This is a genomic window from Streptosporangium sp. NPDC004631 (assembly GCF_053601935.1).
In genome coordinates, this window is the sequence record NZ_JBSGCR010000002.1 from 271,331 (window position 1) to 286,418 (window position 15,088).

Annotated in this window: 9 protein-coding genes; 4 read left to right on the forward strand and 5 right to left on the reverse strand. The window is 64.4% G+C overall.

Going from position 1 to position 15,088, the window contains the following annotated elements; genetic code table 11:
• Positions 1–3: 3 nt before the first annotated feature.
• From ACWEF2_RS02875 to ACWEF2_RS02885, 3 genes are read right to left on the reverse strand one after another with little or no spacing between them, the layout of a single operon-like run.
• Positions 4–2,004 (reverse strand): dipeptide/oligopeptide/nickel ABC transporter permease/ATP-binding protein, encoded by a 2,001-nt coding sequence (locus ACWEF2_RS02875; protein WP_453811301.1) that lies wholly within the window; start codon positions 2,002–2,004, stop codon positions 4–6.
• A gap of 2 nt (positions 2,005–2,006) precedes the next feature.
• The gene (locus tag ACWEF2_RS02880; protein WP_453811302.1) at positions 2,007–2,957 is read right to left on the reverse strand and encodes an ABC transporter permease; all 951 of its coding nucleotides are present in this window, start codon (positions 2,955–2,957) and stop codon (positions 2,007–2,009) included.
• Positions 2,958–3,000: 43 nt separating this feature from the next.
• Positions 3,001–4,593: an ABC transporter substrate-binding protein gene (locus tag ACWEF2_RS02885; protein WP_453811303.1), complete on the reverse strand. Its 1,593-nt coding sequence runs from the start codon at positions 4,591–4,593 to the stop codon at positions 3,001–3,003.
• A 165-nt stretch (positions 4,594–4,758) separates the two neighbouring features.
• Between ACWEF2_RS02885 and ACWEF2_RS02890 the strand changes: the two genes are divergently transcribed.
• The 4 genes from ACWEF2_RS02890 to ACWEF2_RS02905 all read left to right on the forward strand — a co-directional run bounded on the left by ACWEF2_RS02890 (position 4,759) and on the right by ACWEF2_RS02905 (position 12,885).
• Positions 4,759–5,445: a FadR/GntR family transcriptional regulator gene (locus tag ACWEF2_RS02890; protein WP_355599246.1), complete on the forward strand. Its 687-nt coding sequence runs from the start codon at positions 4,759–4,761 to the stop codon at positions 5,443–5,445.
• 1,226 nt (positions 5,446–6,671) lie between these two features.
• Entirely contained in the window at positions 6,672–7,829 is a 1,158-nt protein-coding gene (locus ACWEF2_RS02895; protein ID WP_453811304.1) for an esterase-like activity of phytase family protein, read from the forward strand.
• A gap of 412 nt (positions 7,830–8,241) precedes the next feature.
• The gene (locus ACWEF2_RS02900; RefSeq protein WP_453811305.1) at positions 8,242–10,848 is read left to right on the forward strand and encodes an ABC transporter substrate-binding protein; all 2,607 of its coding nucleotides are present in this window, start codon (positions 8,242–8,244) and stop codon (positions 10,846–10,848) included.
• A 999-nt stretch (positions 10,849–11,847) separates the two neighbouring features.
• Entirely contained in the window at positions 11,848–12,885 is a 1,038-nt protein-coding gene (locus tag ACWEF2_RS02905; RefSeq protein ID WP_453811306.1) for a hypothetical protein, read from the forward strand.
• Between the two features lie 158 nt (positions 12,886–13,043).
• On the opposite strand, the gene ACWEF2_RS02910 is transcribed toward ACWEF2_RS02905, so the two are convergent.
• Positions 13,044–13,619: a cysteine hydrolase gene (locus ACWEF2_RS02910; protein ID WP_453811307.1), complete on the reverse strand. Its 576-nt coding sequence runs from the start codon at positions 13,617–13,619 to the stop codon at positions 13,044–13,046.
• A 411-nt stretch (positions 13,620–14,030) separates the two neighbouring features.
• Positions 14,031–14,999, reverse strand: coding sequence for an HNH endonuclease (locus ACWEF2_RS02915; RefSeq protein WP_453811308.1), 969 nt, complete (start codon positions 14,997–14,999; stop codon positions 14,031–14,033).
• Between the last annotated feature and the right edge of the window lie 89 nt (positions 15,000–15,088).

Here is a 15,088-nt window from a genome sequence, read left to right on the forward strand (position 1 = left end):
ATGTCACCCTTCGTGAATGACACCTGGGTGAAAGCAGGCATGGGCGTGCCGGTACGCGTCGCCGGAGAGCTCAGGCCGTGACGTACGGCACACCTCCGTGGCGGACGCGCACCGATCGGCGAAACGGCAGCCGGGCCCGAAGTCCTGTGGGGCGGGTACCACGCCGGGTATCTGGTGCAGCCGCTCCGAGCCGGCCTCCAGGGAGAGCACCGAGCCCAGCAGGCCGCGCGCGTAGTGGTGGCGCGCGCCGGACAGCAGCCGGGGGGTCGTGCCGACCTCCGCGAGCCGGCCCGCGTACATCACCGCGACGCGGTGAACGAGCTCGCCGACCAGGCCGAGGTCGTGCGAGACGAGAATCATGGCGAAGCCGAGCTCGTCGCGGAGCCGGCCGAGCACCTCGACCACCTGGGCCTGCACGGTCACGTCGAGCGCCGTCGTGGGTTCGTCGGCGACCAGCAGGCGCGGGTCGCGCGAGAGCGCCATCGCGATCAGCACCCGCTGGCGCTGGCCGCCGGACAGCTCGTGCGGGTAGCTGCGCGAGGTCCGCCGGGGATCCAGGCCCACCAGCTCCAGCAGCTCCCGCGGGGTACGGGTGCCACCCCGCCTGGTCAGCTGCCGCAGCTGGCCGCCGACGAGAACCGAGGGGTTCAGCGACGACATGGCGTCCTGGTAGACCATGGCGATCTCCGGGCCGGAGATCGCCCGCCGCTGCCGGGGCGACAGGGGGAGAACGTCCCGCCCGTCGTAGACGATCCGGCCGCCGACCCGCGCGCCACGGGGCAGCAGCCCCATGACGGCCAGGCTGGTCAGGCTCTTGCCGCACCCCGACTCCCCGACCAGGCCCAGGGTCTCGCCCGTCCGTACGTCGAAGGAGAGCGACTGCACGACGGGGACGTCGCCGTAGCGCTGGGGGAAGCCGATCGTGAGGTTCTCCACCGACAGCAGCGGGCGTGCCGAGGGCGACAGCGGCGCGACCCTGGGCGGCCGTTCGGCCGTGACGGCGGCGAGCCTGGCGAGCGCGGTGTCGACCCCGTCATCCGTGTCGCGCGCCGGGCCGTTCACCGCGCCGTCCTCCACCGCGCCGTCCTCCACCGTTTCGGCCGAGGCCGGTAGGGCCCCTGTGGCCTCCGGAGTCCGGAGGCCGGCCGTGCGCGGGGCGGACCAGGCGTCGGTCAGCCCCTCGGCCAGCAGGTTGAGCGCCAGCACCGTGACCAGGATCGCCAGGCCGGGGAAGAACGTGGCCCACCAGCCGCCGGCCAGGACGATCTGCCGGCCGTACGCCAGGACGTTGCCCCAGCTGGGCGCCGGGTCCTGGATGCCCGCGCCGATGAACGACAGGCTGGCCTCGAAGACGACGGCGTCGGCCACCAGCACGGTGGCGAAGACCAGGATCGGCGCGGCGCAGTTGATCGCGACGTGCCTGGCCAGGATGTGGCGGCGGGACGCGCCGATCACTTTCTCGGCGGCGACGTAGTCCTCGCCGTACTGCGCCAGCACGTTGGCCCGCACGACGCGGGTGAGCTGCGGCAGGTACAGGAAGGCGATGGTGCCGACCAGCATCGGCAGGTTGCGGCCGAAGACGGCCACCAGTACGGCGGCGAGCGCGATGCCGGGGAAGGACATGATCACGTCGAGGACGCGCATGACGGTCTCGCCGGCGGCCCTGCGTGAGGTGGCCGCGAGGCCGCCGAGCACCGCTCCGGCCAGCACCGCGACGCCGGTGGCCCCGAGACCGATGAGCAGTGAGGACCGCGCGCCGTACACCACTCTGGCGAACACGTCGCGGCCGGCGCGGTCGGTGCCGAACCAGTGCGCGGCGTCCGGAGGGGTGGCGGGGACGCCGGTCGCCAGCGGGTCGCCTCCGACCAGCGGAGCCAGTACGGCGAGCAGCCCGATCGCGGTGAGGACGGCGAGGGAGACGCGCGCGACCGGGGACAGCCCGGACAGCCGGGAGAGCCGGAGGCCCGGGCGCGACAGGCGGGAGACGAGCCGTGGCCGCAACATGGTCACATCACCCGGATCCGCGGGTTGACGACGAGATAGAGCAGGTCGACGACGAGGTTCACCACGAGGAACGCCAGCGCGATCGTCAATACCGACCCCTGGACCAGGGCGACGTCGCCGTTGGTGACGCCGTCGAGGATGAGTTTTCCCATGCCGGGCAGATCGAAGATCGTCTCGATGACCACGGCACCGCTCAGCAGATACCCCACCCGCAGGCCGAGCACGGTCAGCGGGGTGATGAGCGCGTTGCGCAGCGCGCCGCGGATCACGATCCACCGGGGCAGGCCGTTGCCCGTGGCGGTGCGGACGTAGTCGCGGTCCAGCTCCTCCACCATCGAGGTCCGCACCAGCCGTGTCAGGGAGGCCGCCACCGGCACGGCGACCGCGATCGCCGGGAGCGTGAGCGACCGGAGCCACCCGGCGGGGGAGTCGGCGGGGTTGACGTAGCCGCCGGTCGGAAAGAGCTCCACGCCGAGCGCGAACTGCTGGATGAGCAGGATGCCCAGCCAGAACGAAGGGATCGCCACCCCCGCGACGGACACCACGCGGGTGAGCTGGTCCGGCCAGCGATCGCGGTACAGGGCCCCCACGACGCCGAGGATCAGGGCCAGGGTCACGGCGAGGACGAGACTCAGCAGGGTGAGCTGCATGGTCAGCGGGAAGGCGGTGGTGATGCGGTCGACCACCGGCGCGGCGGGCGGGGCCGTGTAGCCCAGGTCGCCCTGGACCAGCTGCCCGAGGAAACGCGCGTATCGCAGCGGCAGCGGGTCGTCCAGCCCGTGGGCCGCCGCGTAGGCCGCCCTCGCCTCCGGGCTCGCGCTGTCCCCGAGGGCGTTGTACGCCGGGTCGTTGGGCGAGAACCGCAGGACGACGAAGACCAGCATGGTGACCCCGACCAGCATGAGCGGCAGGGTCACCAGCCGCCTGGCGGCCAGTCGCAGAAACGCGGACATGGTCTCCTTCTCGTCGCCGGTGGGTCGGGCCGCCGTCCGCGGGTCAGGCGAGATCGACGTCGAGGAACGACAGGCCCGTGGTGGGGATGGGCCGGAAGCCGGTGATCTTCTTCTCGTTCCAGGCCGTGGGCAGCTTGCGGTGCAGGATCGGGTAGAGCGGCGCCTCCTCGGCGATGATGTCGACCGCCTCGGCCCACAGCCTCCGCTGTTCGGCCGCGTCGTCACTTCTGGCCGCCTTGTCGAGCAGCTCAAGCACCTTCCCGGCCTCCTTGGTGCCGTCCCAGCGGAACCGCTTCTGCGGCCACAGGCCGTCGTAGAACCAGCGCAGCAGCAGGTCCATGTCGTTGCCGAAGACCGAGGGGTCGCCGGGCGCGACCAGGACCTGGAACTCGCCGGGGTCGACCTTGTTGGTGTACTGCCCGCCGGACTGGCCGATGTCGAGGGTGGTGGTCACACCGACGGCGTCCCAGCCCTCCTTGATGACCGGGACGGCGTCCTTCACCCAGCCGGTGTCGGTGGTCACCATGGTGACGTTCAGACCGGAGACCCCGGCCGCCTTCAGCAGCGCCTTCGCCCTGCCGGGGTCGTATCCGTAGACGGTCGACGCCTTGACGTAGGCCGGGTGGGTCTGCTGCACATAGCCGGTGGCCGCGACGGCGTTACCGAGCATCGCCGTCTTGATCACCTTGTCGGTGTCGATGGCGAGGTGCAGCGCCTGGCGCACCCGCCTGTCGCCGAAGGGCTGCTTGGCGCAGTTGAACATCAGGAAGAGCAGGCCGAAGGACTGCACGGCCTCCAGCCTGTTCCGCTGGGCCACCCGGGCGGCGTCGATGTAGGGAACGTCCTCGATGGCCGCGACCCGGCCGGACTCCAGCGCGGTGACGCGGGCGGAGGGGTCGGACAGCAGCCGCCAGACCATGCTCTTGACCTTGGCGGGACGAGGGCCGTTGTAGGTGTCCCACCTGGCAAAGACGATCTTGTCTTCCTTGGTCGCCTCGACCAGCCGGTACGGACCCGATCCGACCGGGTGAGCGTCGAAGCCGGTCTTGTCCTTCTCGACGACCGCCTTGGGCACGATCTTGACGACCGCGAGCCGCTCCTTGAGGAGGGGGAAGGCGTACTTGAGCTTGATCTCCACCGTGCCGTCGGCGGCCGCGGTGACGCTCTCGATGAACGGGATGAACTGCACCATGAGCGAGGCGTTCGCCGGGTCCATCACGCGCTGAAAACTGAAGGCCACGTCGGCGGCCGTCACCGGAGAGCCGTCGTGGAAGGTCGCCCCCTGACGCAGCGTGATCTTGTAGGTGGTGTCGCCGGTCTTCTCCAACTCGCCCGCCGCCAGCGCGGCGTACGGCTCCCTGGTGGCCGGGTCGAGGTCGAACAGCGCCTCGAAGACGTGCAGGTTGGCGGCGACCGGGGTCGCGCCGGAGGACGTCATCGGGTCGAAGCCGGTCGACAGGGCGTAGGATATGCCCGCCTCGATCGTGTCTGTGGCGGCCGTCTGTGTCGCGTTGCCGGTCGAGGCCGGCCCCGAGCAGGCGGACAGTGAGCCCGTGAAAGCGGCGGCGACACTGAAGGTCCCCACGACCTGTAGGAATCCGCGGCGGTCCAGGGACGTGCCGGTGGGTTGGTTCACGTCGTCCACTCCTCACTGATCGTGGGTCTGGAGCCTGTAAGAGGTTCGAACCTTGTCTGATGTCTGATGTCCGATGCCGGTAAGGTTGGAATGTAGACGGGCACAGGACGAGAGGGCAAGATGTTGGTCGAGATCGATTCCATCTCGCGAGGGTCACGAGGTGCGATGCCGCGCCAGCACGAGGTCGCCGAGCGCATCAAGCAGTACATTCTGCAGAATCGTCTGGGGCCGGGTGACGCCCTGCCGACAGAGGCGGAGCTGTGCGCCGCCATCGGTGCCAGCCGTTCCAGCGTCCGCGAGGCGATCAAGACTCTCACGGCGCTCGACATCGTCGAGGTGCGTCACGGTCACGGCACATATGTCGGGCGGCTCTCCCTCGCCGCCCTCGTCGAAAGCCTCGCCTTCCGGGGCCTGCTCAGCCGCGCCGACGACTTCAGGGTCCTCTCCGAGCTGGTCGAGGTCCGCCAGACCATAGAGCAGGGGCTCGCGGTCTCCATAGTCGCCGCGTTCGACGACACCCTCCGCTCCGACCTGGCCGAACTCGCCAACCAGATGGGCGAGCGCGCGGCCAGGGGTGAGGCGTTCATCCAGCAGGACCGCGAGTTCCACCTGCTGCTCATGGAGCCGCTCGGCAACGAGCTGATCACTCAGCTCACCGCCGCGTTCTGGGACGTCCACGCCATCGTGGCGCCCACGATGCACGCCACCCCCGAGTCGGTGCGGGAGACCGTCGAGGCGCATCACGCCATCGTCGACGCCGCGGCCTCCCGCGACATCACCCGGTTCTCGGAGGCCGTCGCGGCCCACTACGCCCCGATCCGGAGGCATCTCCAGGCGGGTCGACAGCTCTGACACCCGGGCGGGGGCGGTCATGGCGGCGATGCGGGCCAGGACACCGGCGGGGCAACCGGGGCGGCCGGGCCGATCGCCGAGAGGGCGAGCGGGTCCGGACGCGAGGGTCGCGGTAGGACCTCCCCGCCCGGCGGTGCGTCACCGCCCCGGATCTCGCCGCGGACATGGGGCCGGCATGGGTGACGCTCCCGCTCACCGTGTTCGCCGAAGAACATCCCCGCGGACGCGGGGCCGACCTCAGGCGGTGGCCGAGGCGACAGTGGCGATCAGGTTCATCCCCGCGGACGCGGGGCCGACGAGCCGATGGCCCGCTACAGATCATCCCCGCAGGCGCGGGACCGGCTACGGATACCGCGGCAGCCACGCCGGCGCGGTCGGATCACCCCCGCAGGCGCGGGGCCGACCCTTGTTCACCCGCGGCTTTAACGGTGCGAGGGCAGGGCGTTCGCTGGAAGCCTAGCTGGTGGATGCCTCATCGTGAACTCCGTGTTGACCTTGTGGGGGCGGGGCCGACACTCCGGACGGTGGTCATCCCTGCGGGTGTGGGGATTGTAGCCGGGGTGGTGGCAGGGGCGTAGGACTATTCCGGAGAGTGTGGGGTCACGTCGGCAGGCAGGGGCGGTTCACCGCAGGTACGTAGCGGGCGCCGACGGTGCGGTCCGGGACATTCGGGAACGCGGCGAGCCATATATGCCGGGTATGTCCGTTGCCGCTTTCGCGCCCCGATTCGTGGCCACCTCTAGAGTGGCTGGTGGTGCCGTTTTCGGCGCTTGTGGGATTTTTCATGAAACGTACGCCAAGGTCATTTAAGGCCCCCTTGACGGCTTTCCCCATAATGGGATGTCCGCTGCCGTCTAATTTGTTCACATTCGTGCGCTTCGGGGCTCGGCTATGCGGTTGACGTAGGGTTAGTGTCCTTTGGTGGGATCCATGCAGGGGCGATGTCACGGCAGGCTGCCCTGAACGCTGTCGGACACTCCCGTGCGTGCGCTGAGCGTACGGTTTTCGGTGTGATGATGCGACAGTCAATGTCTTCTTTAATCCCTTTGGTGTGCGCTATTAACTTCATCTGTTTTGAGGTTGAAGGCATGTGATGGCCGATTGGTGTCACCTTGTTGTGAATGGACAACGGCACCTTGGGGCCGATCTCCGTAGACATTTTCCTCGATCTGCGATCTCATATCTCCGCAGTCCTCTGTGGATTCTTCCGAGATATGGAGAGACGTATGACCAATTCGCGAAGAATGATGAGGGTCGCCGTCGCGTTCGCGGCGGTAATCGGTTTTGGGGCCGTCGACGCGTGGCCGTCTACGGCGGCAGCGGCGCCGCCGCAGGATCTCCGGATCACCCGCTTCCTCGGTGAGCAGCGGCTACCCCACAAGATGGAGTTCGGCGGAACCACCGTCGGCGGCCTGTCCGGTCTCGACCGTGATCCGCTCACCGGCACCTGGTACTTCATCTCCGACGACCGATGGCGCTACAACCCGGCCCGCTTCTACACCGGCCGGCTGAACATCAACCCGGTGACCGGAAAGTTCACCGGGGTCAACCTCACCGGGGTTACCACCCTCCTGCGCCCCGACGGAAGCCCCTACCCCGCCTATGGCCAGCCTGAATCCGCCGACCCCGAGACGATCCGCTTCGATCGGTGGAGCCGCAGGCTTCTGTGGGGGCACGAGGGCGACCGGCCGGACGAGACGCACCCCACCGTTCCGGTGTCCGACCTGTTCGTCCGCTGGGCCGACACCGAAGGGCGGCACCTCGGCGAGCTGCCGCTTCCCGGCAACCTGAAGCTGACCGACACCACCAGTGGTCCGCGGCGTAACTTCGGGTTCGAAGGGCTGACCTTCACGCCGCACACGATCGCGGCCATCGTGGAAGGCCCACGATATGAGGACGGGGAGCTCCCGACCGTCGAGCACGGCGCACCGGCCCGCATCACCGTGTGGGGTCGCGACGGACGGCTGCGCGGGCAGTACGCCTATCCGATCGATCCGCTGCCGGCGGCACCGATCCCGCCGACCGGCCACTCCGACAGCGGCGTCTCGGAGATCCTGGCGATCGACGACCACCGATACCTCGCACTTGAGCGCTCCTGGATCGAGGGCGTCAACTACCGGGTCAAGCTGTACGAGATCGATCTGCGCGGCGCCACGAATGTGCTGACCAGGGACAGCCTCACGACCGGCGGATCATACCGTCCGATCTCCAAGCGTCTCGTCTCCGACCTCAGCTCGATCCGGCCACCGGTGCAGAACCTTGAGAGCCTCGCGTGGGGGCCGCGCCTCGCCACAGGCGAGTGCACGCTGGTGATCGGCTCCGACGACAACTTCGGCTCCGAAGAGGTCACCCAGTTCCTGGCCTTCGCCGCCCGGGGCTGCTGACCACGGTCCACCTCTGTCCGGCGGCATCCGAGGCGGCCCGCCTCGGCCCCTCGCCCAGCCGCCGGACCGATCGGACGCTCTCATCGGCCTGGCTGATGTAGCGCGGGAGGTGCGCCGGCCTTCGAACATCGCCGGGAACAGGCCGGTCCGCAAATGCCTCCCGGGAAACGTCTTGCGCACGGTGGCGGAAGGGGTTGAGGTGACCGTTCAACCTCCGGCAGGTCCGCCGGCGAGGGCCCGAATGCGAATGGCCGCGATGGTGCGGTGCTGAGCCTGTCTGAATCACGCCGGGTTTATTGAAGGCCGTAATGGTATGGGCGGCCACCCCGTATTATCAGCCCCCTGGACCCGGGTTCGACCTTTGAGACATGATGCTGCCCGTTCGAGTCATGGTTTGAAGGGGACAATTCGCGTGGCCGATCTTCGAGGCGACATGGCGGCGTTTATCCGTCGGCCATGGTTTTGGTGCCGGGATCAGCAACTCCCGCGCCTTCTTGTCACCGGTTGCGACGCGATCGAAGCCGCCGAGGAACTGGCCGCCCCGTTCACGGACTACCTGCCCACCGCGTTGGTGCGCGAGTCCGAACACGGCTCGGTTCCCGCGCTGGTGGCCGCACTGGCCGGACCGCAAGGGCAACTGGGCAAGCCAGTGGGCGGATCGTTTCTCCCGGCGCCGCGTTTCCCCCTCGCGCAGTTCGTGCTCTGGGCCCGGGTGCAGAAGGCCACGCCGGTTCCGGACGTCAAGAACTGGCCGCCGGACCCGCAGTCACATGAGGGCTTTCAGACGTTCAAGGAGCGACTGAACGACTGGAGACGAAAGACCTCGGGCGAAGGCGGAAGATGGAGGCTGGCCGCCGACTTCTTCATCGGACGTGCCGCACTCACATGGGTGCCGTTGGGGACCCTCGTGTCATGGCTGGCCGCGGGGCCGTCCGACCTCGTCGGTGTGCTTCCGTGGCTGCTCGGCCTTCTCGTGGCGCTGGTCGGTATCATCGCTCAAGGTCTCGGGTCCATTCGTGGTTCGTTTTTCTACGGCTGGTTCAGGCGGCAGCCGTTCGTGAGGCGGAAGCGGTGGGAACGACTCGCCTGGTACGCCTTGCGCCTGGCCAACGCGACCGACGACGACATCGAGAAGCTGTTGGTGCATGCCCTGTGCGAGGACCTCCGGCAGGCATATCAGAAATGGCCCATCCCATGGCCGAGCTGGGGACGCGGGCTTTACTGTCTCCTGCGTATCGAGGTCAACGACGCCAAGGGGGTCAATGCGCGGTTTCTGCGGCTGCTGGAGGACACGTGCGAAGAGACCGGGCTGCCGGTTCCCATGGTGGTGCTCGCCGCGGTGCCCGATGAGCTGGCGGGGCCCTGGACGTCCGCCTCCCCGATGGAACTGGGCAGGCTCATGGGGAACGTCAGGAAGTGGCGGCGCAAGCAGCTCCGGCGCCGAGCGCCCCTCCGGCTCGTGGTCCGCGCCGGCGGCCACGGCCCGCTGCCCGATCCGCCGTACAGGCTGAAGCCCTGGCGGCATCAGGCTCGTGCGTTCGGCTACTGGGGCGTTGTACTCCTGGGGGTGCCGGGTCTGGTCGTCTGGTTCGCGGTGAACAACCTCAGCGACAGGGCGGCGCACTGCGGCGGGCTCGCGTATGTCGAGCGAATCGGAGACGAGTGCGTCGGCGTCGTCAACGCCCCGGAGGCCGCACCCGACGGCCTGTTCGCCCGCCAGATCGACGCCCTCGTGAAGAAGATCGACAAGAACAACGCCTACGCCATCAAGACTGGGCGGTATGTGAGCCTAGTCCTGTTCGGCGAGTACTCGATCAAGAAGCTCTCGGACGATGACAGCAGGTTCGCCAGCGCGGTTTCCGAGTTGATAGCCGCGGAGGAATACCAGCGAGACATTTCGAGCACTCCCCGCCTCCGGATCCTGATCGCGAACGCGGGAGACAACTACCGGCAGGGGAGGCGGGCCGCCGAACTGGTCTCTGAGCTGGCCGAGAGGGACCCGCACGTGGTAGGTGTCGTGGGACTGGCACGCAGCGTCGAAGGTGTGGAGCAGGCTGTCCGTCAGTTCGACACCGCGAAGATCCCCGCCCTGGCGACTACGGCCACCGCCGACCACCTCGGGATAATCGACCGCAACCCCTCCCCCTACTACTTCCATGTCAGCCCGACGAACTTTCGCGAAGCGACGCTCGCCGCGCGTTTCGCGCACAGGACCCTGCTTGCCCATAAAAAAACCGCGTCAGCGGTGATCGTGCAGGACGGCGCGCGCGAGGACATCTACACCAGCAACCTCGCGGAGGATTTCGCCACGGCACTCCGGACAGAGCACATCACAGTCGGCTCTCCGGTGTCGTACGGCGCCTCCCGGGACGGCATGTCCACTGCCGTCGCCAAGGCGTGCGAGCGAGGCACCGACATCTTCATGTATGCGGGGCGGGCGCCCGAGTTCATCGATTTCCTCAGGGCACTCGAAGGGAGCAGCGAATGCGGCGGGGGTGTGCTCAAGGTCCTCGCGGGCGACGATGTCATCAAGGTCGTCGCCGACCACAGCGTTGAGATCACGGCCATGAAGCAGGTAGAGGTCCACTATGTGGCGCTGGCCAGTCGTGAGATGTGGCGAGGGATCGCGCACCCGACCGGGTTCATCAGTGGCCTGCTGGCAGGGAGGCATGCGAACGTCGTGGACGACAGCCTCATCCTCACCTATGACGCGCTCGACGTGATCTACCGGGCCGCCGACAAGGCGTATCGACCGGGAGACCAGTTGCCGAGCCGAGGTGACGTCCTGTATCGGCTCTCCAAAACCTCGGGCGAGTCGGCCTGGGGCGGGTCGGGCGGTGTGATCAACTTTGGCGGGAAGGAGCGACACGACCCGGTGGACAAGGCGCTCTCCATCATGAAGGTCGAGGGCGGGTCGTCGGTATCAATGATCCGCTGCGGCGCGATGGACGCCGACGAGCGCCCGCCCACCGATCCACGCTGCATCGATCTGCCCGACGCGCCGGAGAACACACCATAGGAAGCGTTACAACAGCGGCGGAGCCGTACGGCGCGCCGTGGCATCGGCTCTGGACACTCAATGCGCATGGATTTCCGGTCCTTGCCCGGCGTGGCACTCCACCGGACCGCGCCCCGGCGCTCCCAGACCACCCGGCGAGGTCAGGACGTGCCCGCCGCATGACATCGACATCGCACACACGAAGGCCCCCCGGGATTCCCCGGGGGTCCCTCGTCTCAGCCCCGGAATCGTTCCGGCTGTCTCCGGAAAAGCCGCTCCCACCTGGGAAAACAGGGCCAAGGGCATTTCGCGTATCTTTCACGACCACGGCGGCTGCCTGAGCCGTGCGGGCCGCACACATGGAAAAGACCAGGTCAGAGTAGAGATGGCCTGGTCTTGGTTGCGCGCCCTGCAGGATTCGAACCTGCGACCGTCGGATTAGAAGTCAGGAGCACAGCAAGGGCTGACTGCATCGTCTAGCTGCACGAACGTCGTTCTCGTTCACATGCTGGCCCTCGTTTGGGGAAGCATTGGGAGCGATCATGACTTCAAAAGCCCTGGTAGGTGCTGGTAGATGCCGATAGGCGAAGGTCCATATCTATACATCCCTTTTGAGAGTATCGCGGATTCTTCGCCTACCGGCTAACCTGCTACTACAGCTCGATGCCTAGCAGACGAGTTATTGCTGCGATGGTGAGGAATAGAGCGATCAGGGCGGCGGTTCGGTGCCAGCGGTCCAACGCATACCGGACTGTCCGCCCTGTTTCTGTTATGAGTCTTGATAGCCATCCTTCGGGGGACTCGATCATCTTTTGCACCTCCTCTCGGGGAGATACTTTCTAGGTGGAGTCGACCTAGGTCAAGCTGGCATCCCGATTTTCGGGATGTATAAAGCAGCAACAGGATGGGGAATTTTCAACCCCTGGTGGAAAATCTATATCCAAGATCACTTATTGTGCGATGTCGAGTGCTATACATGTCGAGGGCTCGACATCTTAAATCAGACGAAAGTGGCATTTGGTGGCAGGCAAAGCGCAGGATCGCATGCATGTCCTAAAAGGACAAAGCGCCAACGATGGTTCATTGGGTACCGTTGAGGGCACTTTCCTTTTGGCGAGGATAAATCTCGCGAGGAATTCAGCTTCTATAGCAGAAGAAGTTAAAGCGGCACTTGCTCTAACTAAAACAAGGAAGATGTGGGAGATGAGTTTTACTCGCGAGTCGAGAACTCTCGCTATTCGGCGCCACGATGCTTACCGTGACGAAGTTGTGGAAACTGTAAATGTAAAGCACATAGAGCGACAGGCGGTAATAGATCCTGACTTGACGTCAAAAAAGCTCTATAAGGAAATCGTTGCCACAGAGGCGATTAAAGGCGTTGCAAGAGAGGTCACTCGGGTAACTTCTATCTGGGAAGTTGAGGATCGAAACGACTGGATTAACTTCCCGGAAGTATTTGTCTTCGCGACTGCGCGCGAGGCGATTTCGCTGCATTCTTCACTGCTCGCGCAACTAACGGAGCGTGAAGATCTGCTGGATTGCGATGATGTGGTCCCGCACCTTCCGGTACTTCTGGCTTCACACTATAAAAGTGTTGCTTGTACGGCAGATCCGGTCGCGCCTCAAGTGCCTAAAAAGGAAAAGGATGAATATGTCGATATTGATTCACTGAAGTCGATGGCGGTTGCGCAGAGAAGTGGTGGAGGTAGTTCGAGGAGTGCACTAAAAATCCTGGCGTTAGACTTGTATAGGCGAGGGGAGAGGAATATTCGATCCATAAGCCAGGCGACTGGTTTGGCTAGAGATACGATATATCTTCTTCTTTACGCTGAAGGTTTAAAAGACTTTCCTTTATCGCATGTCGTTTTGGATCTTCGGGAAGAAATTACCTCTAAGGTGAGCCAAAATGGGATGCCGGCACCGTCTGTTGGTGAGATATCCGATCGCTGGAATATATCGAGAAAAGACGCCGATAAAGTTCTCGCAATACTCCGAGCTTCCGATATTATTCGCGCTGTTCCGGGGAGAGGGGCGGTGATAAATAAGCCCGAGAGTTGATCGGGAGTAAGAAAGATCAAGGTTGATTGACCTTTTATTTTTGGGAAAACTTTTAGGGCTGTGCTCACTGTGCATGGGTGGCCAACCTGGAACCAAGCTTGACGGGTGCCGCGCGCGGGTAACCAGAGCGTTTATATTCAGCTCTGCTATATGTCAGATCATGCTGCTGTAGTGAGTTGTACCCATGGGATATCAGTGGTCTTGATGATCTGGTTGGGCCCGATAAACCGAGAGGTCACTAGAATCCCAGCGTCGTGAGCCGCTTGGCCGGCATGGCTTGCTGAGGCGTCCTCGATAAGCCATGGTGTCAGATGGTCGCCGCAGTCGAATGCGTCAACCGCAGTCTTAAGGACACAACTTTCTGTCGCGATTCCGCAGATGTAGATGTCAGTCCATCTGTGGTCACGGACGAGAGCTTCTCCCTCTTCGTTGAAGAAACTGTATACGGTCTTGTCGACAACGGCTGTTACCTTATTTGCATAGGAAATTAGCTCAGGAACGATGTCGGTCTCAGGTGATTCCATGAGCTTGGACCACTTAAATAGCTGCTCAAAATTGCTTCCGGAATAATTGAAGTACCGGGTGAAAACTACGTCACCACCCGCAGTCTGCCACTGGTCTACCAGATTCACGATAATCGGGATGACGTGTGCCGACTGTTCCCGTACAAACTCGTTCTGGACATCTACCACGATTAGAACCGCAGAACTGTCAAACACGAGCTTACCTTTCACTGGTTTCTCTTAGGATGTCGATCGCTTGAGACAGGTGGTCGATAAGACCACTCGTATCCAGAATGGCAGTGCGCATGGACCTGTGCTGCCCGGTTTCCTGCGGCCGGGCGCTGGTCAGCCGAGATCGAACGCCACGCAGAAAGCGCCAGCCGTACGACTCAGGCACTTCGGGGTCGATTCCTTGTTCCAACTTGCCTGTTGATGTATTCGCAGTAGGCCCAGATCGCCTGAGTGGCCAGTTCGATAGTGACAAGCTCGTCTTCTGCTAACGCGCGCCGGGGCCCTGAGGTCGGGCGGGGGTTTTCGCTGGTCTCGGTTGTGTGCCCCTGTTGCATGCGACAGTGGACGTGTGCTGACATTGCCGTCACGCTTCCCGTACTCTTCGTTGGGCGCTCGACAGAGGTCACGTGCCTACCCGCTAGTTTGTTGGGCTTCAAGCAAATCCCGTAGCTCATCAATCGTTAGCCATGTCGCCGTTCGGTGGATCATTCGGTGGCAGTTGGAACAGATGAGAGCAAGATCCTGAAGCCGTGTAAGGGTTTTGCCTGTGACATTGAGCGGCGTTCGATGATGACACTCGATGTAGTCCAACCCTCTTGCGCCGTACGTGCGGTAGAAGTCGAAGCCGCATGCCTCGCACGCAATCGCTATGCCTTTTCGCTTGGCTTCAGCGATCTTTTTTCGCTTGAGCTTTGGGTCTCGTTCGCGTCGTAGATGTGCCTTGAGAAGCACGCCGCCTTCTTCGGCACCCAGATCATCAACTAGATCAGGGTCGGGAAGCCTTGGCGCGGTTCGGTCCCAAAGAAGCAATGTATTCTTGATCGACTCTGCAAGGGTATGCATCTCGGCTGTCCGGTCGAGGAAGTCTTGCAATACCTCGCGGTCGAGTCGGTTGCCGTTGGTGGGCTTACCCTTGTAATTTGGATGGCAGGTGATGATGTCGGATGTCTTACGCTCAACGCCAGCCGGGTTACGGAAGTCTGGGCGGCGTCTGTCGAGCGGATGGATCGCCGGGCTCTGCAACAGTTGAGAGAGTTCTACCGCACGACGATCCTCTTGAGCCAACGTCTTCCACTCGTTCGCCTCGGCTACGGCGCACACGAGCACGATCTCGTCACGAGTCCAGTCCGGATTGCGGAGATAGCGAACGGTAAAACCCAGTGCGCGAAGTCGCGTGGCAACCGTCTTATCTCCACCTGTGAAGTCCCCCGACCTCCAAGGGCGATCTCCGCTGACTCCATGGGCATACCCGAAGATCGCCTTGGAGTCGTACAGTTCACCGTCCAGCTCAAGATAGTAGGCCTTCGCGGGGTGGAACCCCGCTGACTCAAGAAACCTTTCACGGCCAAGCCTCTTAAATTCGGCGACGGCGTCGAGCACTGCGGGGGCTGTTACGTCAGCGAACGTCACAGCGCCGAATGTAGTGCGTCCCGACGGCACTTCGCGGGCATAGCGCGGACACAGTACGG